Here is a 20,986-nt window from a genome sequence, read left to right on the forward strand (position 1 = left end):
CGGGTGAATACATGAAACAAACCATCGTTCTGTCCTTGCTGGCAGGCATGATGGCCTGCGCCCAGGCGCAGGCCCAGTCGGAGGCGCAGCCCAGCGACGAGCTGGACGGCGTGATTTCGGCCGGCAAACCGTTGTCCGAAAGCGAGACGCGCGCCGCTTCGGGCCAGGCCAAGCCGCAACCGGGCAGCGCCACTTACACCTATCTGCGCTGCTACTACCGCAAGAGTCCGGCGGCCAACCAGCCGCAAACCACCTATGTCTGGGCCACCGATCCGTCCAGCGGCGACTACTACCGGGTCAACGGCTACTGGTGGTCGGGCAGCTTCGTCGCGCTGAAGAACATGTTCTACAGCGACACCAGCCAGGACGCGTTGCGCTCGGTCTGCCAGCAGACGCTGGCGAAGCAGGGCATCAATCGCCCGCTGGCGCTGTTCGCCGCCGCCAACAACGCGATGTCGTACAACCATACGATCTGGACGCTGGACGGCGCCGGCCAGGGCAACGCGATCAATCGCATGGTGGTGTTCGGCGACAGCCTGTCCGACACCCAGAACATGTACGGCGCCTCGCAATGGCGGCTGCCGATCGCCAGCAGCTGGTATATCGGCCGCTTCAGCAACGGTCGGGTCTGGGTCGAGCACCTGGCCGATCAGCTGAAGCTGCCGCTGTACAACTGGGCGATAGGCGGTTCGGCCGCGGACAGCCACCTGGTGGTGCCGGGCCTGCTGCAGCAAGTGGATTCGTGGTCGCAGTACATGCAGAAGGCGCCGGGCTATCGCGCGGAGAACACCCTGTTCACGATGCTGATCGGCGGCAACGACCTGCTCAACTACGGCAGGGCCGTCGACCAGGTGATCGCCGATCAGGGCAAGGCGCTGGAGAAGGTGATCGCCGCCGGCGGCCGCAATATCGTGGTGCTGACCCTGCCCGATTTGTCGCGCACGCCGTCCGGCTCCGCCGGCGGCAAGGCGCCGCAACTGGCGCAGCAGGTCAAGGACTACAACGCCAAGCTGGCTACGCTGGTGTCCGGCCTGCAGCAGAAGCATGGCGCCGGGCTGAAGCTCAGGCTGTTCGACGCCTACGGCATGTTCAACGACTTGTTGAGCAATCCGGCCAAGTATCAGGTCAGCAACACCACGCAGCCGTGCCTGAACGTGGCGGCCAACGCCAGCCTGCCGTACGTCTTGCCGCAGACGCCGCGGCCTGAGTGTTCGAACGCCGACGCCTTCGTGTTCTGGGACAATCTGCACCCGACCACGCATACCCATCTGCTGCTGGGCCAGATGGTGGCCGACTTCCTGCGCAAGCAGGATCTGAACTTGTCGGCGCAGGCGCGCAAACGCTAAGCTTGACGCGAGCGGCGGCGAAGCCGCGATGATGGACGGAAAACGGGGCCCGGTCGGGCCCCGTCCGTTTGCGCGAAAGAGAGAATATGACCGAAATCCCGCCGGAGCGCGGCGCCCAGGCCGACAACAAGAAGGAAGCGATCCCGAACGGGAATCGCCTGCGTTGAATCTCCGCATCCGGCAGACGGGTGCTTATCGCTTCAGGAATTCCCCATGCCTCCCGCCGCATTCTGGCAGACGCCGCTGTTGCTGATTCTGTCCAATCTGTTCATGACTTTCGCCTGGTACGGCCATCTGAAGAATATGGCCGGCAGGCCGTGGTACCTCGCCGCGCTGCTCAGCTGGGGCATCGCCCTGTTCGAATACCTGCTGCAGGTGCCGGCCAACCGCATCGGCTACGGCCAGCTCAGCCTGTCCCAGCTGAAGATCATGCAGGAAGTGATCTCGCTGTCGGTATTCATCCCGTTCGCGATCTATTACATGGACCAGCCCTTCCGCTGGGACTACGTCTGGGCCGGCCTGTGCCTGGTCGGCGCGGTCTACTTCATGTTTCGCGGCTGATTACTGATTCGCGCGCACCCAGCGGTGCCACTGCGCGAACAGCTCCGGCGTGATCGCGGCCACCACCGAGCGTTTCCAGATCACGTCGTTCCAGTAATCGTCGGTGTTCAGGCTGGCCAGGCGGGCGCCGGCCTCCTCGGCGATGACGGCGCCGGCGGCATAGTCCCACAGCCGCTGGCCGCCGTGCAGATAGAGGTCGTAGCGGCCGGCGGCCAGGAAGCACCAGTCCAGCGTGCTGGAACCCATATTGCGCTGGCTGCCGCACGGCGCCACGCTGCCGATGCGGGCGGCCAGCTTGCCCGAGCGCAGGTATTTGACCTCGACGCTGGCGATGGCGTCGCCTATGCAGTTGTTGACGGTTTTCAGCGGCAGCCGCTGGCCGTTCAACCAGGCGCCCTGGCCGCGGCGGGCGTAGAACATCTCGTCCGACACCGGGTTGTAGATCACGCCCAGCTCGCTTCTGCCGTTCGCCATCAGGCCGACCGAGATCGCGAAATAGGGCAGGCCGTTGACGAAGTTGGTGGTGCCGTCTATCGGATCCACCACCCACAGGCCGTCGCGGTTGGCGTTCCACAGCGCGTCCTGCTCGTCGCGTTCCATTTCCTCGCCCAGCACCGGATGCGGCAGGATGTCCGGCAGGCTGCGCTGCAGCGCCTGCTGGCAGGCGAGATCGGCCTCGGTGAACAAGGTGCCGTCGTCCTTGCGGCTTTTGCCGACGCGCAGAAAGCGCGGCATCACCTCTTCGGCGGCCACGTCGCGTACCAGCTGCATCACCTGTTCGAGCACCTGCATCCTGTTTCTCCCTGTTTGCGCGGTTTCGGCGCGAAAGCGGTTTGCCGAATGGAGCAAACCTAGCAAAATACCGGTATCAACAGCGACTTTCAATATCCGATGCCAAGGTTTTATCTAGATGCCGAACTCGTGGTCGGCCAGCAACTGTCCCTGCCCGATGCTGTGGTGCGTCATATCCAAGTATTGCGGCTGAACGCCGGCGACGCCATCACCTTGTTCAATGGCCGCGGCGGCGAGTGGCAGGCTGCGCTCAGCGCGGTGATGAAGCGCGACGCCCACTGCGTGATCGAGCGCTTCGACGACGTTTCACGTGAAACGCCGTTGTGGCTGGGGCTGGCGCAGGGTATATCCAGCGGCGACAAGATGGAATTCACGCTGCAGAAGGGCGTGGAAATGGGCGTGGCGGTGTTTCAGCCCATCGCCGCCGGACGCTCGGTGGTCAAGCTCAGCGGCGAACGCGCCGACAAGCGGGTGGCGCGCTGGCAGGAGATCGTGGTCTCCGCCTGCGAACAGTGCGGCCGCAACACCGTGCCGCAGGTGCTGCCGATACTGACGTTGAACGAATGGCTGGCGCAGCGCCTGGAAGCCGACATCCGGCTGATCCTGTCGCCGCGCGGCGATAAGAGCTTGAGCGAACTGGCCGAACGGCCGGCGCGCAGCTGGCTGATGGCGGGGCCGGAGGGTGGCTTCTCCGCGCAGGAGGAGGACGCGGCCCTGGCCGCCGGCTGGACGCCGCTGAAGCTGGGACCGCGCATCCTGCGCACCGAAACGGCGGCGCTGGCAGCGGTGGCGGCGATGCAGGCGGTGTGGGGCGATTACAGGTAGGGTGCGTGTTGTGTGTACCGAGATGGCGGCGATGCGGACGGTATCAGCAGACAACCGTAGGGTGCGTCACCCCAACGGGGCGACGCACCGCCGATGTAGCCGTGGGCAAGTGATGGGTGCTCGATTGGAAACGCGGTGCGTCGCTGTTGCGGTGCGTCGCCCCTGCGGGGTGACGCACCCTACGAGTGGGGCCGCGCGTTGTGCGTGCCGAAATGGCGGCGATGCGGGCGGTATCAGCAGACAACCGTAGGGTGCGTCACCCCAACGGGGCGACGCACCGCCGATGTAGCCGTGGGCAGGCGATGGGTGCTCGATTGGAAACGCGGTGCGTCGTATTTGCGGTGCGTCGCCCCTGTGGGGTGACGCGCCCTACAGAAAGCGCAGCGGGTCGATGTGCCATTTCTCCGGCGACTCGTGCTTGACGATGCGGTCGCCGCCGCCGAAGCCCATCTTGCGCGACAGGTCTACGATTTCCGGCGGGATGTGGGTGTTGCTCTTGGTGCTGAAGAACACTTTCACCTTGGGCGAAACCAGGTTGTTGTCGTTCTGCTCGATCACCACGCCGAGCCGGCCGCTCTCCAGCCGCACCAGGGTGCCGATCGGATAGATGCCTATCACCCGCATGAAGGCCTGCACCAGTTCCGGGTTGAAGTGGAATTTCGACCACTCGTAAATCTTGCGCAGCGCGTCGGTCGGCGACATGCCCTGGTGATAGCAGCGTTCGGAGGTGAGGGCGTCGTAGACGTCGACGATGGCCGCCATCTGTCCCAGCTGTGAAATCTCCTCGCCCTTCAGCCCGGCCGGATAGCCGCTGCCGTCGTGGCGCTCGTGATGCTGGCCGGCCACCAGCACCGCCGTTTCCGAAATGCCCTTGGTGGCGTGCAGGATCTTCTGGCTTTCGACGACGTGGCACTTCATCACCTGGAATTCCTGCTCGGTCAGCTTGCCCGGCTTGTTGAGAATGTCGTCGGGCACCCGCATCTTGCCGATGTCGTGCAGCATGCCGCCGATGCCGGCGTGATGTATCACTTCCTTGCTCATGTTCAGCCCGTTGCAGAAACTGACCATCAACGCGCCTACGCTGACCGAATGCTGGAAGGTGTAGTTGTCCTTGTCCTTGATCCGGCACAGCGACAGCAGGGCGCCGCCGTTGCGTAGAATGGAACCGGTCAGTTTCTCCACCTGCGGCTCCATCTGTTCCAGCACCACCTGCTTGCCCAGCCTCACGTCCTGCAGCATGCCGCGCACGATCTGGTTGGCCTCGTTGTGGATCAACTGGGCGCGGCCGAATTCCTCGCTGGCCTCCACCTTGCGCTCCACGGTCCGGTTGCGGCTGGCGATCTCGATCAGTTCGCTCTCCAGCTGCTTGCGCACCTCGCCCTCGGTCGGCGCCGACGGCACATCCAGTCCCTTGCGGGTGTCGATATAGACTTCGTGGATGCCGGCGTCGATGATTTTCTGAATCTCGCCTTCCTTGCTGACAAGGAAACGGTTGACCAGAAAGGGATGGGACATCCAGTCGCAATTCAGATCGTGGATGTACATGCCGATCTTCAGATCATTGATATTGATGCACTTGATCATGGCCGGTGCTTCGGGCTGAGTTGCGGGTGAATGGGGAGGCCCTTTTCTACAAGCATCATCCGGCGAGCGGCGATTTGCAAGGACCGATCGCATGCGGAGCGGACATTCGGCCAGTGGGCGGCGGGCCGGAACCATGGGCCAGCCATCTTGTCGACTAGGGGGATATCAGGATATATTCCCGCAGTTTTGTTCGGGACAGCGGTAATGAAACAGATGGAACGACAGCGCAGCGGCATGGCCGGCACCCGTATGGGTGGCGCGGCGGCGTTCCCGTCCGTCGCCGTTCCCGACGTGCCCGCATTCCCGAAAAAAAAGCCCCTGCCGCCAGGGGCTTTTTTTTCGCCCGCAACCGCCAACACGAGGACAGCGACCATGGCCAATCCACTCTATCGGAAACACATCATCTCCATACCCGACTTCAGCCGCGAGGAACTGGAACTGGTGGTGGATACCGCCGCTCGCCTCAAGCAAAGCCCGCGCGGCGACCTGCTGAAGGACAAACTGGTCGCCAGCTGTTTCTTCGAGCCGTCCACCCGTACCCGGCTGTCGTTCGAAACCGCGGTGCAGCGCCTAGGCGGCAACATCATAGGCTTCGCCGACGGCGGCAATACCAGCGCGAAGAAGGGCGAGACGCTGGCCGACTCGATCAAGATCATCAGTTCCTACACCGACGCGGTTGTGATGCGCCATCCGAAGGAAGGCGCGGCGCGGCTGGCCAGCGAATTCTCGGCGGTGCCGGTGATCAACGGCGGCGACGGCTCCAATCAGCATCCGACCCAGACGCTGCTCGACCTGTTCACCATCCGCGAGACCCAGGGGCGCCTGGAGAATCTGACCGTCGCCTTCGCCGGCGATCTGAAGTACGGCCGCACCGTGCACTCGCTGGCGCAGGCCTTGTCGCTGTTCGGCGCGCGCTTCTACTTCGTCGCGCCGGAGGCGCTGGCGATGCCGGACTACATCTGCGAGGAGCTGGATGAGAAGGGCGTCTCGTACACGGTGGTCGACAGCCTGGAGGACGTGATTCCCGAGGTGGATGTCCTGTACATGACCCGGGTGCAGCGCGAGCGCTTCGACGAGGCCGAGTTCAAGAAGATCAGCGGCCAGTACGCGCTGCGCGCCGACATGCTGAAGCACGCCCGCCCGGGCATGAAGGTATTGCACCCGCTGCCGCGCGTCGACGAGATCGCCGCCGACGTCGACGCCACGCCGCACGCCTACTATTTCGAGCAGGCGAAGAACGGCGTCTACGCGCGCCAGGCGCTGCTGTCGCTGGTACTGAACGAGACCGTGTAATCAGGCAAGAAAAGGATAGAGACCATGCAATATACCCGCACCGTGGAAGCGCTGAAGCAAGGCACCGTGATCGACCACATCCCGGCCGGCCAGGGCGTGAAGATCCTGCGCCTGTTCAAGCTGGCAGAAAGCGGCGAGCGCGTCACCGTCGGCCTCAATCTGGTCAGCCGGCACATGGGCAACAAAGACCTGATCAAGGTGGAGAACGTGGCGCTGACCGAGGAGCAGGCCAACGAGCTGGCCCTGTTCGCGCCGAAAGCGACAGTCAATGTCATCGACAACTTCGAAGTGGTCAAAAAGCACAAATTGACCCTTCCGGACGCGGTCGAGGGCATTTTTTCCTGCCCTAATTCAAATTGCATTTCGCATAATGAGCCGGTGACAAGCTTTTTCTACGTGAAAACGCTGGCGCATGACACAAAAATGAAGTGCAAGTATTGCGAAAAGGTGTTCAGTAGAGATATTGTTGCAGAAGTGCGCTAAGTCGTACAAAGGGTGGGAATAGAGACATATCAAGAAAAACACTGCATTCGACAGTGGCAGTAACAAAACGGAGGAGCGCCGCAGGTGACTGCGGCGCTTTTCATTTGCTGCGAAGCCGCCGGAGCCATTCGCATTTTCTGAACCGCCTATCCCATGCATCCGCCGCCCACACGCCATTCCGCCCTGATCCATCTGCCGCTGGCCGCCTGTTGCGGCGTGCTGGGCGCCTTGCTGGTGCTGTGCTTCCAGACCGCGCTGCACGCGGCGGAGTCGTTGCTGGCGGGCCATGCCAGCGGCCTGGTGGAGATCGCCGGCCGGCTGGCGCCGTGGCAACGCGCGCTGATTCCGATAGTGGGCGGCCTGTTGGCCGGCGTGGCGCTGGAGCAGGGCCGTCGGCTGCTGCGCGGCGCCGCCGAGGGCGACTATCTGGAGGCGGTGCGCGTCGGCGACGGCCATCTCAGCCTGCGCCGCACGCTGGTCAACGGCCTGTCCTCGCTGATCACCGTCGCCAGCGGCGGTTCCATCGGCCGCGAGGGCGCAATGGTGGCGCTGTCGGCGCAGGGCGGTTCGCTGCTGACCCGCTTGTTACCGATGACGCTGCCGCGCCGGCGGCGGCTGGTGGCCTGCGGCATCGCCGCCGGCTGGGCCGCCGCCTACCACGCGCCATTGTCGGCGATCGCCTTCGTCTGCGAAGTGGTGTGGCGCCGGCCGGACTGGCGGGCGCTGCCGGCGCTGCTGCTGGCGGCCTTGACCGCCAGTCTCACCGTCGATCATCTATTCGGCCTCGCGCCCTTGTACCACCCTGCCGCGCTGGCCTCGCCCGATCATCTGGCGCTGGCCGGCTATTGCCTGCTGGCGTTGGTGCTGGGCGGCTGCTCGCCGCTGTTTCTCGGCCTGATGGAGTTGGGGCGGCACGCCTTCGGCCGACTGCCGCTGCGTCTGCCGTTCAGGATGGCGCTGGGGGGGGCGGTGGTCGGCGGCCTGGCCTGGTTCTGGCCGCAGATGTGGGGCAACGGCTATAGCACGGTGTCGTGGCTGCTGGTCAGCGAGCCGGCCTGGCAGCTGGTGCTGACGCTGCTGGTGTGCAAGCTGGTCGCCACCGCCGCGACCAGCGGTTCCGGCGCGGTAGGCGGCATTTTCACCCCGATGTTGTTCGCCGGCGCGGCCGGCGGCGCGCTGGCCGGTCAGCTGCTGAACCTGCTGTTGCCCGGCTGGCTGCCGGTCGGCGGGGCGGTGCTGGTGGGGATGGCGGCTTTCCTGGCGGCCACCGCGCGGGCGCCGTGGCTGGCGGTGCTGATGCTGATGGAGCTGACCGGCGCCTGGCGCATGCTGCTGCCGGTGGCGCTGGCGTCCTGGCTGGCGGCGCGCGTCGCCGCCAGGATGGGCGCGCGCGCCTTGTACCGGGACGAGTCGTAGAGCCGCTAACAAAACCTCGCAGCGTCCCTGAGCCAAGGCGCGCCGCCACAGGCAGCGCAGAGAGTACGACAGGGAGGCGCAACGCAGGATCAGGGGTTTTGTTAGCGGGTCTTAGGCCGCCGGGCCACCGCTGGCGCCGTCTATGAAGCGCTGCAGATAGATCAGGTCCAGCCAGCGGCCGAATTTGAAACCGACCTGGGGCAAGCGGCCGACCTGGACGAAGCCGAGCTTCTCGTGGAAGCGGACCGATCCCTCGTTGTCGGCGTCGACGGCGCCCAGCATCGTGTGCTTGCCCAGCGCCTGGGCGCGCGGAATCAGCGCCTGCACCAGCGCGGTGCCGATGCCCTTGCCGCGGGCGTCGGCGGTCAGATGCACGCTGTGTTCGACGGTGAAGCGGTAGCCGGGGCGGACGCGGAAGTCGCCGAAGCTGGAGAAGCCGAGCACGCGGCCGTTCTCCTCGGCCAGCAACACCGGGTAGCCGGCGGCGTCGCGGTCCTGGAACCATAGCGCGAACTCGCCCGGCGTCAGCGGATCGTCGTTGTAGACGGCGGTGGTGGTGGCGATCACTTCATTGTAGATATCGAGTATCGCGGCCAGGTCTTCCAGGGTGGCGTCACGAATCTGCATGTTCTGTCCTTGCTTGAGGTCGTTCGGGGCCTTGGAACAAGGCCTGAGCAATTAACGTACCAGTTTTCAACCGGTAGGAGCGGCTTTCTTGCGTGGACTGCGCTTCTTGCGCGGCGGCGCGGCGGCTTCCTCGGGCGCCGGCGGCGGCGTCTCGACCGGCGCGGGCGCTTCGGCCACGGCTGGTTCGCCGTCGTGGCGCAGCCGGATCTCGCTATGCAGCTTGGAGCCGTTGCGGCTCTCCTGCACCGTCAGGAATTCCAGCTTCTTCACCATTTGCGACAGCCGGCCGTGACCCCAGTTGCGCGGGTCGAACGACGGGTCGTTCTTGGCGAGATAGGAGCCCACCGCGGACAGCTCGGCCCAGCCGCTGTCGCGCGCCACCGCCTCGATCGCCGAGGTGAACATATCCTGCAGCGGGTGCTTTTCCTTATGCGGCGCGGCCTTGACGCGCGAGCGGCTGCTGCGGGTCTTGGGCTTGTCGGCTGTCGGCGCTTCCGGCCTGGGCTTGGCCGGCGGCGCCGGGCGCAGGATTTCGGTGAACACGAATTTGTCGCAGGCGGCGATGAACGGGCGGGGCGTCTTCGACTGCTCGCCCAGGCCGATGACGGTCAGGCCGCCTTCGCGCAGCCGGGTGGCCAGACGGGTGAAGTCGCTGTCCGACGAGACCAGGCAGAAACCGTCGAAATTGCCGGTGTACAGCAGGTCCATCGCGTCGATGATCAGCGCGGAGTCGGTGGAATTCTTGCCCTTGGTGTAGGCGAACTGCTGGATCGGCGAAATGGCGTATTGGTGCAGCACCTCTTTCCAGCCCTTCAGCTGGGTGGTGGTCCAGTCGCCGTAGGCGCGCTTGACGATGGCGGTGCCGTATTTGGCCACTTCGGCCAGCAGTTCTGCGATCAGCGCCGATTGGGCGTTGTCGGCGTCGATCAGGACCGCCAGTTTGCGGTTTTCCATTGATGCTTTCGTGAATGGAGACAGCACATGCTAAGCCGGGCTTTCCGGCGCTGTCAAAAAGGCGGCGTCGCGGGCGGACGTCCCGTCTGCAGCGCCTGCTCGACGATGCGGTCGATCTGGCCGCTGCGCTTCATCTCGGCCAGCGCCTGGTTCAGCTGCCGGATGAAGTCCTGCTTGTACGGGAAGCGGCCGCTGTCGCGGTCGGTGAAGCCGACAAATCCCTGCTCCTCGGACACGACGGCCGCCTCGACCAGCGTGCCCGGCGAATACAGGCCCTGCCACTGCAGGCGGGCCAGCTCTTGCCGGATCGCCAGCCTGTCGTTCAGATAGCAGTCCAGGTGGGCGCGGATCGCCTTCAGCAGATTGGTGCGGACGTCGGCCGCCTCTTCCAGCGCGATCCTGCCCTGGCCGACCCGCTGCCAGAACAGATCGCCGCCGGGCCGGAAACCGGCGTTGCTGCCGAAGCGCAGGCCGAGGTAATCGTCGGGCCAGCGCGGCCGCGGCTGCCGCATCACGGCGGCGCGGCAGTAGGCCACGACCTGTTCGTTCAGCATCGGCGCCGAATACGGCTGCATATAGGGGCGCTCGCGCGGCCGGTAGTACGGCGGCGACAGCGCCAGCGCGCGGCCGCTTTCCAGTTCAGCCAGCCCGCGTTTCCACGGCACCGGCCGCAGTTCTATCCGGTAATCGCGCAATTGCGTCGAGGCGGCGCGCAGGATGTCGTTGTAGATGCCGATCGCCTGGCCCGACGCCTCGTAGGAGTACGGCGGATAGCCGTTGTCGGTCAGGATGGTCACGGTCAGCGGCGCGGCGCCGCAGCAGGCGGGCAGCAGGGCGAGCAGCAGGCGGTAGGCGACGGATCGGCGGCGCATCATGGCATCGGCAACGGAGGGCGTGCTTCCGTTATAGCCATTGGCGCCGCCGCGAGGGGCATGTCTTCGGCATTGCCCGGCAAACGAGGCCGGGCGGCCGGAAGCTTACTTCTTGGCGATGCTCTTGCCGTAGGTCTCGGCGGCGGCCTGCATCTTCGGCAGCAGCGTCTTCTCGGCGCTCTTCAGCGTTTCGCCGGCGATGGCGTTGCCGATTTGCGGCTGCTGCTTCAGCAGTTTCTGGCCTGCCGGAGTCTTGTAGAAGGCGTTGATCTGTTTCAGTTCGTCGGCGCTGAACTGGGCGTTGAGATTCTTCACCACGGTCTGTTCGAACTGCTGTTTGACGGCGGCCGAGGCGAAGTAGTCGGTGGCCAGCTTGTGGATGCCGTCCATATAGCCCTTCAGGCCGGTCTGGGCCTTCTTCTGCTGGGCCGGCGTCAGCTGGATCTTGTTCTTGCCCAGGTAGTCCTGCAGCAGGATGGGGCCGCTGGCGGTCGTGCGGTCGACCAGCGCCGGCAGCATATTGTCGATATTCAGGGTGGCGGCCAGTTCCTTGGCCCCGGCGTCCTGGGCGGCGTCGGCATGCGCCAGCAACGGCAGCGACAGCATGGCGGCGAGCAGGCAGGCCTTGAGCGGGCGGGAAGCAAACATGGCAAATCCTTTGATCTGGTGAAAGATGTCGGTCCGGCAGTGTGACACCGCCCGCCGTCCAGGTCAAAGCGCCAGGCGCCTGTTTACAATCTTGTTCCAGCCAGGCCGGCCGCGCCTGTCAGCGGCTGCCCGATGGCGGCACCAGGCTTTGCCAGCCGTGGTAGTTGGCCAGATTGGCGCGGGTGACCAGCGCCACCGGCACCGTCACCAGCCGCTGGCCGCCGTCGCCGCGGCGCAGCCGCATGCCGAGCAGCACCGCCTCGCGGCCTATCAGGTACGGCGACTGGCTGGCCGAGGCGACGATGCGGCCGGGCAGCTTCAGCGCCCGCTCGATGTCGGGCGAGCCGTCCACCGCGCCGATCAGCACCTGCCGCAGTCCGGCCGCGTCCAGCGCCTTTTCGGTGCCCAGCGCCTGGCGGTCGTTGGTGGCGAACACCGCGTCGATGCGGGTGAAGCGCTGCAGATCCCGCTGCATCGCGCGCTGGCCGCCCAGACTGGAGCCGAGGCCGTTGGCGCCGTCGTTGATCGTCGTGATGCCGGGAAAGGTCGCCAGCGCGGCGCGGCAGCCGGCGATGCGTTCGCTGACCGAGGTGACCGGCGGTCCGCCCTGGATCAGCAGGCGGCCCTGGCCATGCAGGCGTTGCGCCAGATAGCGGCAGACGATCTCGCCGGCCTGACGGTTGTCCGATTTCACCGTGCCGTCGACATGGGGTGCATCGACGTCGACCGCCACCACGGTGATGCCGGCGGCGCGGGCGGCGCGGACCTGCGGCGCGATGGCGTGGCTGTCCACCGCCCCCAGCAGGATCAGGTCCACCTTCTGCGCGATCAATTCGCGCATCTGCCGCTGCTGCTGCGCCAGCGTGAAATTGGCCGACAGCGAGGTGACGCGCACCGCGGGATTGAGACTGTGGGCGGCTTGCACCGCGCCGCGCGCCAGCGCCTGGTAGAACGGGTTGTCCAGCGCGCCGACGGTGATGCCGATCCGCGCCGGTTCGGCCGCCTGGCACAGGCCGGCCAACAAATACAGGCAGGAAAACGGGACGAGGACGACGCGCATGGCGGGAGCCGGCGAGGGTGGCGACGCTTCCAGTCTAGACCATCGCGCCTCCCGGCTGCGATTCACGGTGGCGCTGGGCGCGCCAGGCCAGCTGGCGCAGCAGCGGCCAGCCTTCCTCCCATTGCTGGTGGCCGGAGTCGACATTGATGTGGCCGGCGTGTTGCAGCCAGGTGATCGGCGCCTGCCAGTAACCGGCCAGCCGCGCGGCGCGCGCGGTCTTGCAGAACGGATCGTTGCTGCTGGCGACGATCTTGGCCGGAAACGGCAGCGGTTTGCGCGGCACCGGCGCGAAATCCAGCAGCGCCGCCGGCGCGAAGGCGCGCTCGACATCGGCCGGCGCCACCAGCAAGGCGCCGGCGATGCGGTCAGGCTGGCGATCGGCGTAATGGGCGACGGCGATGCAGCCCAGGCTGTGGGCGATCACCAGGACCGGTTTGGCGCAGCGCGACAGCGCCGCATCCAGGCCGTCCAGCCAGTCGTCCAGCTGAGGCAGTTCCCAGTCGGCGTTGTCTACCCGGCGCGCGGCCAGCCTGCGCTGCCAGTGGCTCTGCCAATGGTGCGGGCCGGAGTTGTGCCAGCCGGGCTGGATGATCAGGTCGAACGGTTGCAGCGTGGCGAACATGGCGGGTTCCCGCGGATACGATGCCCTGACTGTAGCGCGCGCTGAATAGCGTTAAAAATAATATGGAATTGTTTTGTTATTCTTGCGAAGTATAAATGGCGGCGGCGCTCAGTCCGCGCCCTGCTCGCGCCAGTTCAGCCACAGTCTGAGATCGAATTCCAGCTGGTGGTAGTCCGGCTGCATGTGGAGGCACAACTGGTAGAAAGCCTTGTCGTGCTCGCGCTCGCGCAAATGGGCCAGCTCGTGCACCGCGATCATCTGCAAGAAAGGCTGCGGCAGTTCGCGGAACAGCGAGGCGATGCGGATTTCGCTCTTGCTTTTCAGCCGGCCGCCCTGGACCCGCGAAATGGTGGTGTTGGTGCCCAGCGTGCCCTTCAACGGGTGTTGGCGGCTGTCGTACAGCACTTTGGCCGGCAGCGGCGCGTTTTTCAGATGGCGTTGCTTCAGGGCGGCGACGAACTGGTACAGCGCCTTGTCGGTCTGCACGTCGTGGCCGTCCGGGTATTTGCCTTGCAGCCAGTGGCCGAGTTCGCCGGCATCGGACAGCGCCTGGGCCTCTTGGACCAGCGACGGCGGATACTGCAGCAGATATTTGAGAGCGGGCATGGCGTCATTGTAAGGGCGGCGGCGGCGGCCGGTGTTGCCGCCGCGCAAGCCGGCCGGTTTCACGTGGAACCTTGTCGGCGAGCGGAGTCTTTGCTGGATCTTGATGCCGGCGCAGGGAATCTTTAGCGGAAATTTAGCCGCGTCGGCCTAGCATGGGGACATGCCAAACATGTCGAGCGGAAAATGACCGTTCCCATCCGCACTTCGCTGCGCCGCAGTTGCCGCGAGGCCTCGGGCCTCGCCATCCTCAGCCGTTTGCCGGCGCCGCGCGCCAGCCACGCCGTCCGCCGCCGGCGACTGCCGCTGGCGCGGCCGTCTCCGCCGCCGTCAAGCGCGTGGCGGCGGCTGGCGGACTGGCTGGCACGTCACTTCAGCCGCAGCGGCGCGATCAGGATGTTCTGAGCGTCGTCGGCCAGCCACAGCTGGCCATCCTGTATCGTCGCGGTCAGCTGCATGCTGCGCTGGACGATGGCGGCCAGCGTCTGCAGCGCCTCGAAATCGATGCGATATACTTCCAGCTTGTCCAGGCGGGCGAGCTTGCCTTCGTTCTGGCTCCACCAGACTTCGCTGGCGCGGCCGCCGTAGCTGTACAGCACCGCGCGTTCGGAGCGGGAGCAGGCCTTCTTCAGCCGCTTTTCGTCCGGCTCGCCCAGGTCCACCCACAGCTCGATCTCGTCGGCGTAATTCTTCTGCCACAGTTCCGGCTCGTCGTCGGCGCTGAGGCCGCGGGTGAAGGCCAGCATTTCGCTGGCGTTGAGCGCGAAGGCGACGATGCGCAGCATCATCCGTTCCAGCGTTTCCGACGGGTGCTGGGCCAGCGTCAGCGCGTGGGTGGCGTAATAACCGCGATCCAGGTCGGACAGGGTCAGCGTGGCTTTGTAAATGGTGGCGTTCAGGGCCATGGCGGTCTTCGCTAATCGGGTTGCGCCCGGCGCGGGGCGCGGCGCGGGCGAGCCCGGATTCTAACCGCAGCGGCGGTTCAGGGCGAGGGCTGGCTGCTGCATTCCAGCGATTCGCCGCGCCAGTTGACGCTGGCGTCGCGGCCCTTGATCCAGAATTCGACGCCCTGGCCCTGGTAGCGGGCGCCGCTGCCGCTGATGCCCTGGTGGACGATCACCAGGGTGTTGCCGCGCTCCAGCTTGGCGGTGGCCGGATGGGTACGGTAAAAGGTGGCCAGGATGGTCGACGATGGCTGGCCGCGGCACAGATAGCGCAACGGCGTCAGCGACGACACCAGGTTCCACGCGGCCTGCAGTTGGGAGATGCGCAGGATGTAGGCGTCGCCGAGGCACATATGGGCGTCGTCGCCTTTCAGGCAGTCCTTCAGGCTTTTGACCCAACGCTTCTGTTCGGCGACCAGCTTGGCCTGGCCGCCGTTGCGCAGCTGTTCGGCCTGGCCCATCGCCTGGGCGTAGACCTTCTCCAGCCGGTTGTCGAGCCGGCTCAGGCTCTCGTCCTGGCAAACCATGCCCTCTATCGTGTTGGCCGGCTGATCGCAATTGAAGTCGGTGGCTGGCGGCGGCGCCGGCGTGGCCGCCGACTCGTCGGCCTGCGACGGCCGGCCGGGTCCGCCGGCGCTGTGGCCATGATCGGCCTTGGCGGCGGTGGCCAGGGCTGGGAGCAACAGCAGCAAGCCTATCAGCCTGCGCGCGGCTACGGACATATTCAATCCTTAAAAACGACTATCGTGTAAGCAGGCGGCCGGAGCCGCCCGGCCGGCGTCGACGGGGGCGGTGAGTTCCCATCCCCGGCGATTGCCTGTAAACTGCGGCGCTTCGCGCGAGTGCCAGTCCCGCGCGCCGCTCTCATTCTCGAGTTCAACTTTTTTTCTCGTCAGCCTGGATTGGTCGCAGTTCTGCGATGGGCCGTCGCAGGAGCATATTATGTCCGATCTTACCTTCGCCGACCTAGGCTTGGCCGACCCTTTGCTGCGCGCGGTGGCCGATACCGGTTATACCACGCCGACCCCAATTCAGGCGCAGGCGATTCCGCAGGTGCTGCAAGGCGGCGACCTGCTGGCCGCGGCCCAGACCGGCACCGGCAAGACCGCCGGTTTCACGCTGCCGCTGCTGCAACTGTTGATGCGCGCGCCCAGCCGCCAGCCGGGCCGTCCGCGCGCGCTGGTACTGACGCCGACCCGCGAATTGGCGGCCCAGGTGGAAGAGTCGGTACGTACTTATAGCAAATACCTGCCGCTGAAGTCGCTGGTGATGTTCGGCGGCGTCAACATCAATCCGCAGATCAAGGCGCTGCGCGCGCCGGTGGACATCCTGGTGGCGACGCCGGGCCGTCTGCTCGACCACGTCGGCCAGAAGACGGTGGATCTGTCCAGCGTCGAAATCCTGGTGCTGGACGAAGCCGACCGCATGCTGGACATGGGCTTCATCCACGACATCAAGAAGGTGTTGGCCAAGCTGCCGGCCAAGCGGCAGAACCTGTTGTTCTCGGCCACCTTCTCCGACGAGATCAAGACGCTGGCCGACAAGCTGCTGGACAATCCCAAGCTGGTGGAAGTGGCGCGACGCAACACCACCAACGAGCTGGTGAGCCAGAAAGTGCACCTGGTCGACCGCGACAGGAAGACCGATCTGCTGATCCACCTGATCCGCGAAAACAACTGGTTCCAGGTGCTGGTGTTCACCCGCACCAAGCACGGCGCCAACCGCCTGGCGGAGAAGCTGGACAAGATCGGCATCCCGGCCGCGGCCATCCACGGCAACAAGAGCCAGAACGCGCGGACCCGCGCTTTGGCCGACTTCAAGAGCGGCGAATTGCAGGTGCTGGTCGCCACCGACATCGCCGCGCGCGGCCTGGACATCGACCAGCTGCCGCACGTGGTCAATTTCGAATTGCCGAACGTGTCGGAAGACTACGTGCACCGCATCGGCCGCACCGGCCGCGCCGGCAGCCCGGGCGAGGCGCTGTCGCTGGTCTGCGTCGACGAATTCAGCTTCCTGCGCGACATCGAGAAACTGATCAAGATGTCGATCGAGCGCTTCACCGTGCCGGGTTTCGAGGCCGACCTCAACGTCAAGCCGGAACCGATCCCGATGGGCGGCGGCGCGCGCGGCCGCGGTCAGGGTCAGGGCCAGGGTCGTAGCCAGGGCCAGGGTCGCGGCCAGGGGCAGGGCCAGTCGCGCAACGCGCCGGCCAAGCCGCGCCATCAGACTGAAAGCAAGCCGGCCGGTCAAGGCCATCGCGGCGGTCCGCGCCAAGGGCAGGGCCAGGGTCAAGGCCAGTCGTCCGGCCAGGGCCGCCAGGACGGCAACCGTTCGGCCAAGCCGGCCGCGCCGCGCGCCGCGCTGTTCAACCCGCCGAAGAGCCGTTGATGCGCCGCGGGGCCGGATGTGAATTGCACCGGCCCCGATCACATTGAAGGACGCCGTTTTGCCGGTTATGCTCAGCACAAGACTGTCTGCAGCGCACAGAACAAAAGACGGCTTGCTGACTTTGCGGGAAACGGGAAAACAATGCGATACCACGGCTATCTGCTGGGTATCCTGAGCTGGGTCGCGCTGCTCGCGTCTCCGGTTGAGGCTGCCCCGCGCCTCAAGATCACGCTGTCGAATCAGGAATGGCCGCCGTATATGGGCCAGGATCTGCCGTACGACGGCATTTTGTCGCGGCTGGTGAAGGAAGCCTTCGCCCGCGGCGGCGTCGACGTCACCTATCGCTATTATCCGAACAACCGCACGCTGCAATCGGCCCGCAACGGGCAGGTGGACGGCAGTTTCGGCTGGGCGCCGACGCCGGAGCGCAAGCGCGACCTGCTGTACACGCAGCCGGTGCTGTCGGCGCGGATGGTGTTTTTCCAGCGCAAGGACCGCAAGCTGGAATGGAGCCGCTGGGCGGACCTGAAGGGCGCCCGCGTCGGCATCACCGTCGGCAATTTCTATTCCGACGAGTTCGACACCGAGGCCCACAGCGGCCTGATGGCGGTGGACAGCGCGCCGGACGACCTGATCAATCTGCGCAAGCTGCTGGCCGGCCGCATCGACCTGTTCCCGATTGACCAGGAAGTCGGCAAATACCTGATCGCCCACCATTTCAGCCCGGCCGTAGGCAGCCAGCTGGAGGCGCAGACCCGCTCGTTCTGGTCGGCGCCGCTGCATGTGGTGATCTGGCGCAAGCATGCGCGCGGCCCGGAACTGGTGGAGCGCTTCAACCGCGGCCTGAAGGTCTTGCAGGACAGCGGCGACTTCGACCGCTTGCTGCAGGAAACGCGCGAGGCCTGTCTCGCGCCCCGCAGCGTCTCGCCGTAGCGGCCGCTAACCGGCCAGCGCCGACAGCGCCTCGTCCAGCATTCTTTGCGATAGCGCCGGGTCGCTGACCGCCCGAGACAGCGTCAGCGCGCCCACCATCAACGCCAGCGCCACCGTCGGTCTCAAGCCCTTGCCGTCGCGGCGCCGGGCCTCTTCCAGCAGCGCCAGCAGCGGCAACAGGCCGTCGGAGAAGCGCTGCCGTACCGTCGGACCCTGGCGCGCCAATTCGCCGGCCAGCGCCGCCGCCACGCAGCCGGAATCGGGAAAGTCGCGATGGCCGGGGCTGAGATAGTCGCTGGCCAGCGTGGCGACGCAGGCGCCGTTGTCGGCCAGCGGCAGCTGTGTCCGCCAATGTCGGCGCATCTGCTCCAGCGCCTCGCCGCAAGCGGCGGCGACCAGCGCCTCCTTGCTGGGGAAATGGGCATAGAAACCGCCGTGGGTCAGGCCGAGATCGGCCATCAGATTGGCGATGCCGACATTGGCCAGCCCTTCGGCGCGAAAGCGCAGCGCGGCCATCGCGACGATGCGCCGGCGGGTCTGGGCCTTGTGCGAATCCGGATAGCGCATGGCTTTCCTTTCGACGGTGTCCGCTTTATATGATTGCCGTAATCCTAACAATATCAAGTTGAATCAGCGACATGTATAACGGTCGTGGCCATGATTTTGCAGTGCGGTCGCCGGCGGCCTGCGCTGACTCTCTGGACATGCCGCGGCCGATGCCGCCGGCCGACGATGGATTTGTCCGGCCGCTGCGGCTAATCTGGAATGCATCACGAATCGCCGGCCGCGCTTGCCGGTCTTTGGAATGGGGCGAGAGATGCCGTCTAGCACCGCTGCGTGGAGCAGCATCGGAGGATTCATCGGTCTGCAGGCCGGCGCGGCGCTGGTCTGCGCCGGCTGCGTGGCGGCTTTGCCGCCCGACTGGCTGCGGCCGGGCCTGCCTCTGCTCGGGCAGGCGGCGGCCTTGCTGGCCGGCGGGGCCTGGCTGGGCGGCCGTCGCCGCGAGGAGGCCCGCCTGCGGCGCGCCAACCGGGAACTGGCGGCGCGGATGGACGAACACAGCGGCCAGTTGGCCGAGAGCGAGGCCAGGCTGAGGCTGCTGGCCGATGCCGCGCCGTTTCCGCTGGCGATGAACCGTTTGGCCGGCGGCGAGCTGATCTATGCCAATGCCCGCGCCGAGCAGCTGTTCGCCACCCGGCTGCAGCCGGAGCGCGCGCTGCGGGTGCAGGACTTCTATGTCGATCCCGCCGAGCGCGAGGCGGTGTCGCAGTCGCTGCGCGCCGGCAAGCCGGTGCAGGACAGGGAGGTCAAGCTGAAAAGCGCGCAGGGGCGCGAGTTCTGGGCGCTGATCTCCTGCTCGGTGGTGAAGAACGAGCAGGTGTGGTACGTGATCAACGGCATCAACGACATCAGCGAGCGCAAGCGGCTGGAGCAGCGGCTGCACGACGCCAACGCCTCGCTGCGCCGCCATGTCGACGAGATCGAGCTGCTGCAGCAGGGCCTGCGCGAACAGGCGCTGCGCGATCCGCTGACCGGCCTGTTCAATCGCCGCCACCTGGACGAGATCCTGCCGCGGGTATTGGCGCACATGCTGGCGCTGCATCGCGGCGTGGCGGTGCTGATGGTGGACGCCGACCATTTCAAGCGCATCAACGACAGCTATGGCCACCGTTGCGGCGATGCCGTGCTGACGGCGCTGGGCGCCTATCTGAGCGACCACTTCCGCAGCGGCGACATCGTCTGCCGTTATGGCGGCGAGGAGTTTTTCGTCTTGCTGCCTGGCGCGTCGCTGGAGGCGGCGCACGCCAAGGCGGAGGGGCTGTGCCGGGCGGTGCGGACGATGCCTATCGACGCGCTGGGCCACTCCTTGTCGCTGACGCTGTCGATAGGGCTGGCGCTGAGCCCGCTGCACGGCGAAGACGCCGAAACCGTGGTGCGCGCCGCCGACGAGGCCTTGTACCGCGCCAAGCGGCAGGGGCGGGACCGGGTCTGCGTCGCCGATCAGTTTCAGCCGCTGCAGTCCTGAGCGCCTATGCGCGCTGCCGCAGGAACCAGGCTAGCGCCGCGAACAGCAGGGCGGCGATCAGCGTGTCCTCCACCCGTTCCAGCGCGCCGCGCGCCAGCTGATCCGGCGGCAGCAGCGACAGCACCAGCGCGGTGAGCAAGGCGACGAAGACGCGGAAGCTGTGCCGCATCGCGATCAGCACCGCCGTCTGCAGCAGCGCCAGCACCAGCACATGGACCAGCGGCGACGCGTCCAGCGCGCGCTGCGACCAGTACAGCGCGCCGCCCAGCAGCGCGCCGGCCAGCGTGCCTATCGTCCGTTCGCGGGCCAGCAGCAGCATTTGTTCCGGCGACGGGTCGGGGATGGCGACGGCGGCGATCGGCAGCCACCATGCGTGCGCGCCGCGCATCCAGCCGCTGGCCAGCCAGGCCAGCACGCCCCACGGCAGCAGGTGCCAGGCGTAGCGGCGCGCGTCGGCGGCACAGGCCGCCGGCAGCACGCGGAACCAGTCCTTCAGCCCCAGTCTGGCCAGCGCGCCGCCGTAGCCGGCGCCCAGCAGCATCCAGGCCGCCTCCTGCCATGGCGGAATCGCCGCCGCCGGCGTCATGTTTCCCAGCAGCAGCGCGAACAACCAGAATTGCACGCCCTTGTGCAGGCCGCGGCGCGCGCTCAGCGCCTGCAGCGCCAGAGCGGCCGCCAGCAGCGCCAGCATGAGAGCCGGGTGGCCGACGCACAGCCGGCCGGCCAGATAGAGTCCGGGGATGGCCAGCAGCGACAACGGCTGCAGCCGGCGCGCCAGCACCAGGCACAGCGCGCTGTAGTTGGCCGCCAGCGCGAACAGGAAGACGCCGGCGCCGTGCCCGGCCAGCGTCAGCGCCGCCGCCGGCGCGAACAGCAGCGCGCTGAACAGCGCCGCGCGCAGGATGCGCCGCCGCTGGTAGCGCACCCAGCCCAGGCTGTGCAGCGCGTATTTCTGGTACGGCATGCCGTCCCCTTCGTCGATCGGTCGTCCTGCTGACTATGGCGTCGC

General features: G+C 66.4%; 23 protein-coding genes. 10 read left to right on the forward strand and 13 right to left on the reverse strand.

All coding sequences use genetic code 11. From position 1 onward, the window contains the following. Positions 1–11 precede the first annotated feature (11 nt). A complete protein-coding gene (locus tag CXB49_RS21560) occupies positions 12–1,346 on the forward strand; it encodes an SGNH/GDSL hydrolase family protein (RefSeq protein ID WP_233492886.1) in 1,335 nt (444 codons plus the stop codon). 213 nt (positions 1,347–1,559) lie between these two features. After that, positions 1,560–1,907 (forward strand): DMT family protein, encoded by a 348-nt coding sequence (locus tag CXB49_RS21565; protein WP_101710274.1) that lies wholly within the window; start codon positions 1,560–1,562, stop codon positions 1,905–1,907. Here CXB49_RS21565 and CXB49_RS21570 read toward each other — a convergent pair whose 3' ends face one another. Further along, positions 1,908–2,693, reverse strand: a complete 786-nt coding sequence (locus CXB49_RS21570) for an inositol monophosphatase family protein (RefSeq protein ID WP_199406916.1) — start codon at positions 2,691–2,693, stop codon at positions 1,908–1,910. It abuts the gene before it with no gap. Positions 2,694–2,798: 105 nt separating this feature from the next. On the opposite strand from CXB49_RS21570, the gene CXB49_RS21575 reads away from it, so the two are divergent. Continuing rightward, on the forward strand, positions 2,799–3,524 hold the full coding sequence (locus CXB49_RS21575) for a 16S rRNA (uracil(1498)-N(3))-methyltransferase (protein WP_101710276.1): 726 nt from the start codon (positions 2,799–2,801) through the stop codon (positions 3,522–3,524). Between the two features lie 369 nt (positions 3,525–3,893). On the opposite strand, the gene CXB49_RS21580 is transcribed toward CXB49_RS21575, so the two are convergent. After that, a complete protein-coding gene (locus tag CXB49_RS21580; RefSeq protein ID WP_101710277.1) occupies positions 3,894–5,108 on the reverse strand; it encodes an HD-GYP domain-containing protein in 1,215 nt (404 codons plus the stop codon). A 372-nt stretch (positions 5,109–5,480) separates the two neighbouring features. Between CXB49_RS21580 and pyrB the strand changes: the two genes are divergently transcribed. From pyrB to CXB49_RS21600, 3 genes are all read left to right on the forward strand, one after another. Next, positions 5,481–6,401, forward strand: coding sequence for an aspartate carbamoyltransferase (gene pyrB / locus CXB49_RS21590; RefSeq protein ID WP_101710279.1), 921 nt, complete (start codon positions 5,481–5,483; stop codon positions 6,399–6,401). A gap of 24 nt (positions 6,402–6,425) precedes the next feature. After that, the gene (gene pyrI / locus CXB49_RS21595; RefSeq protein ID WP_101710280.1) at positions 6,426–6,884 is read left to right on the forward strand and encodes an aspartate carbamoyltransferase regulatory subunit; all 459 of its coding nucleotides are present in this window, start codon (positions 6,426–6,428) and stop codon (positions 6,882–6,884) included. 153 nt (positions 6,885–7,037) lie between these two features. Then, positions 7,038–8,300: a chloride channel protein gene (locus CXB49_RS21600; RefSeq protein WP_101710281.1), complete on the forward strand. Its 1,263-nt coding sequence runs from the start codon at positions 7,038–7,040 to the stop codon at positions 8,298–8,300. Positions 8,301–8,411: 111 nt separating this feature from the next. Here CXB49_RS21600 and CXB49_RS21605 read toward each other — a convergent pair whose 3' ends face one another. The 7 genes from CXB49_RS21605 to CXB49_RS21635 form a co-directional block, all read right to left on the reverse strand. Beyond that, positions 8,412–8,927, reverse strand: a complete 516-nt coding sequence (locus CXB49_RS21605; RefSeq protein ID WP_101710282.1) for a GNAT family N-acetyltransferase — start codon at positions 8,925–8,927, stop codon at positions 8,412–8,414. Positions 8,928–8,993: 66 nt separating this feature from the next. Then, positions 8,994–9,881, reverse strand: a complete 888-nt coding sequence (locus tag CXB49_RS21610; RefSeq protein ID WP_101710283.1) for an NYN domain-containing protein — start codon at positions 9,879–9,881, stop codon at positions 8,994–8,996. Positions 9,882–9,934: 53 nt separating this feature from the next. Next, a complete protein-coding gene (locus CXB49_RS21615) occupies positions 9,935–10,756 on the reverse strand; it encodes an ABC transporter substrate-binding protein (RefSeq protein ID WP_101710284.1) in 822 nt (273 codons plus the stop codon). Positions 10,757–10,858: 102 nt separating this feature from the next. Then, positions 10,859–11,401 carry a DUF2059 domain-containing protein gene (locus CXB49_RS21620; RefSeq protein ID WP_101710285.1) on the reverse strand — a complete coding sequence of 181 codons (543 nt, stop codon included), beginning with the start codon at positions 11,399–11,401 and terminating at the stop codon, positions 10,859–10,861. Positions 11,402–11,519: 118 nt separating this feature from the next. After that, the gene (locus tag CXB49_RS21625) at positions 11,520–12,461 is read right to left on the reverse strand and encodes a substrate-binding domain-containing protein (protein ID WP_158300999.1); all 942 of its coding nucleotides are present in this window, start codon (positions 12,459–12,461) and stop codon (positions 11,520–11,522) included. Between the two features lie 34 nt (positions 12,462–12,495). Continuing rightward, positions 12,496–13,083: an alpha/beta hydrolase gene (locus CXB49_RS21630; protein WP_101710287.1), complete on the reverse strand. Its 588-nt coding sequence runs from the start codon at positions 13,081–13,083 to the stop codon at positions 12,496–12,498. 108 nt (positions 13,084–13,191) lie between these two features. Then, the gene (locus CXB49_RS21635) at positions 13,192–13,689 is read right to left on the reverse strand and encodes a YgjP-like metallopeptidase domain-containing protein (RefSeq protein ID WP_101710810.1); all 498 of its coding nucleotides are present in this window, start codon (positions 13,687–13,689) and stop codon (positions 13,192–13,194) included. A 183-nt stretch (positions 13,690–13,872) separates the two neighbouring features. On the opposite strand from CXB49_RS21635, the gene CXB49_RS21640 reads away from it, so the two are divergent. Beyond that, positions 13,873–14,091 (forward strand): hypothetical protein, encoded by a 219-nt coding sequence (locus CXB49_RS21640; RefSeq protein WP_101710288.1) that lies wholly within the window; start codon positions 13,873–13,875, stop codon positions 14,089–14,091. Here CXB49_RS21640 and CXB49_RS21645 read toward each other — a convergent pair. Together CXB49_RS21645 and CXB49_RS21650 are read right to left on the reverse strand one after the other, a co-directional pair. Beyond that, positions 14,055–14,591, reverse strand: coding sequence for a YaeQ family protein (locus tag CXB49_RS21645; RefSeq protein WP_101710289.1), 537 nt, complete (start codon positions 14,589–14,591; stop codon positions 14,055–14,057). The genes CXB49_RS21640 and CXB49_RS21645 overlap by 37 nt on opposite strands. Positions 14,592–14,668: 77 nt before the next feature. Then, positions 14,669–15,352: an MliC family protein gene (locus CXB49_RS21650; RefSeq protein WP_101710290.1), complete on the reverse strand. Its 684-nt coding sequence runs from the start codon at positions 15,350–15,352 to the stop codon at positions 14,669–14,671. Positions 15,353–15,572: 220 nt separating this feature from the next. On the opposite strand from CXB49_RS21650, the gene CXB49_RS21655 reads away from it, so the two are divergent. Together CXB49_RS21655 and CXB49_RS21660 are read left to right on the forward strand one after the other, a co-directional pair. Further along, the gene (locus tag CXB49_RS21655; protein ID WP_101710291.1) at positions 15,573–17,018 is read left to right on the forward strand and encodes a DEAD/DEAH box helicase; all 1,446 of its coding nucleotides are present in this window, start codon (positions 15,573–15,575) and stop codon (positions 17,016–17,018) included. Between the two features lie 141 nt (positions 17,019–17,159). Continuing rightward, positions 17,160–17,951 (forward strand): ABC transporter substrate-binding protein, encoded by a 792-nt coding sequence (locus CXB49_RS21660; RefSeq protein WP_101710292.1) that lies wholly within the window; start codon positions 17,160–17,162, stop codon positions 17,949–17,951. 6 nt (positions 17,952–17,957) lie between these two features. Here CXB49_RS21660 and CXB49_RS21665 read toward each other — a convergent pair whose 3' ends face one another. Continuing rightward, the gene (locus tag CXB49_RS21665; RefSeq protein ID WP_101710293.1) at positions 17,958–18,518 is read right to left on the reverse strand and encodes a TetR/AcrR family transcriptional regulator; all 561 of its coding nucleotides are present in this window, start codon (positions 18,516–18,518) and stop codon (positions 17,958–17,960) included. A gap of 250 nt (positions 18,519–18,768) precedes the next feature. Here CXB49_RS21665 and CXB49_RS21670 point away from each other — a divergent pair, with 250 nt between their 5' ends. After that, positions 18,769–19,977: a sensor domain-containing diguanylate cyclase gene (locus tag CXB49_RS21670; RefSeq protein WP_158301000.1), complete on the forward strand. Its 1,209-nt coding sequence runs from the start codon at positions 18,769–18,771 to the stop codon at positions 19,975–19,977. Positions 19,978–19,981: 4 nt separating this feature from the next. Here the strand turns inward: CXB49_RS21670 and CXB49_RS21675 are convergent, their stop codons facing one another. Then, positions 19,982–20,941, reverse strand: a complete 960-nt coding sequence (locus CXB49_RS21675; RefSeq protein ID WP_101710295.1) for an FUSC family protein — start codon at positions 20,939–20,941, stop codon at positions 19,982–19,984. Positions 20,942–20,986 lie beyond the last annotated feature (45 nt).

Origin of the sequence: Chromobacterium sp. ATCC 53434, from assembly GCF_002848345.1 — a bacterium.
Taxonomy (GTDB): domain Bacteria; phylum Pseudomonadota; class Gammaproteobacteria; order Burkholderiales; family Chromobacteriaceae; genus Chromobacterium.

Coding starts and splice junctions, on each gene's coding strand:
- CXB49_RS21615 (WP_101710284.1), bottom strand. CDS start 10,756: ATGATGCGCCGCCGATCCGTCGCCTACCGCCTGCTGCTCGCCCTGCTG.
- CXB49_RS21600 (WP_101710281.1), top strand. CDS start 7,038: ATGCATCCGCCGCCCACACGCCATTCCGCCCTGATCCATCTGCCGCTG.
- CXB49_RS21675 (WP_101710295.1), bottom strand. CDS start 20,941: ATGCCGTACCAGAAATACGCGCTGCACAGCCTGGGCTGGGTGCGCTAC.
- CXB49_RS21625 (WP_158300999.1), bottom strand. CDS start 12,461: ATGCGCGTCGTCCTCGTCCCGTTTTCCTGCCTGTATTTGTTGGCCGGC.
- CXB49_RS21630 (WP_101710287.1), bottom strand. CDS start 13,083: ATGTTCGCCACGCTGCAACCGTTCGACCTGATCATCCAGCCCGGCTGG.
- CXB49_RS21660 (WP_101710292.1), top strand. CDS start 17,160: ATGCGATACCACGGCTATCTGCTGGGTATCCTGAGCTGGGTCGCGCTG.
- CXB49_RS21635 (WP_101710810.1), bottom strand. CDS start 13,689: ATGCCCGCTCTCAAATATCTGCTGCAGTATCCGCCGTCGCTGGTCCAA.
- CXB49_RS21665 (WP_101710293.1), bottom strand. CDS start 18,518: ATGCGCTATCCGGATTCGCACAAGGCCCAGACCCGCCGGCGCATCGTC.
- CXB49_RS21575 (WP_101710276.1), top strand. CDS start 2,799: ATGCCAAGGTTTTATCTAGATGCCGAACTCGTGGTCGGCCAGCAACTG.
- CXB49_RS21670 (WP_158301000.1), top strand. CDS start 18,769: ATGCCGTCTAGCACCGCTGCGTGGAGCAGCATCGGAGGATTCATCGGT.
- CXB49_RS21620 (WP_101710285.1), bottom strand. CDS start 11,401: ATGTTTGCTTCCCGCCCGCTCAAGGCCTGCCTGCTCGCCGCCATGCTG.
- CXB49_RS21560 (WP_233492886.1), top strand. CDS start 12: ATGAAACAAACCATCGTTCTGTCCTTGCTGGCAGGCATGATGGCCTGC.
- pyrI (WP_101710280.1), top strand. CDS start 6,426: ATGCAATATACCCGCACCGTGGAAGCGCTGAAGCAAGGCACCGTGATC.
- CXB49_RS21565 (WP_101710274.1), top strand. CDS start 1,560: ATGCCTCCCGCCGCATTCTGGCAGACGCCGCTGTTGCTGATTCTGTCC.
- CXB49_RS21650 (WP_101710290.1), bottom strand. CDS start 15,352: ATGTCCGTAGCCGCGCGCAGGCTGATAGGCTTGCTGCTGTTGCTCCCA.
- pyrB (WP_101710279.1), top strand. CDS start 5,481: ATGGCCAATCCACTCTATCGGAAACACATCATCTCCATACCCGACTTC.
- CXB49_RS21645 (WP_101710289.1), bottom strand. CDS start 14,591: ATGGCCCTGAACGCCACCATTTACAAAGCCACGCTGACCCTGTCCGAC.
- CXB49_RS21610 (WP_101710283.1), bottom strand. CDS start 9,881: ATGGAAAACCGCAAACTGGCGGTCCTGATCGACGCCGACAACGCCCAA.
- CXB49_RS21580 (WP_101710277.1), bottom strand. CDS start 5,108: ATGATCAAGTGCATCAATATCAATGATCTGAAGATCGGCATGTACATC.
- CXB49_RS21640 (WP_101710288.1), top strand. CDS start 13,873: ATGACCGTTCCCATCCGCACTTCGCTGCGCCGCAGTTGCCGCGAGGCC.
- CXB49_RS21655 (WP_101710291.1), top strand. CDS start 15,573: ATGTCCGATCTTACCTTCGCCGACCTAGGCTTGGCCGACCCTTTGCTG.
- CXB49_RS21605 (WP_101710282.1), bottom strand. CDS start 8,927: ATGCAGATTCGTGACGCCACCCTGGAAGACCTGGCCGCGATACTCGAT.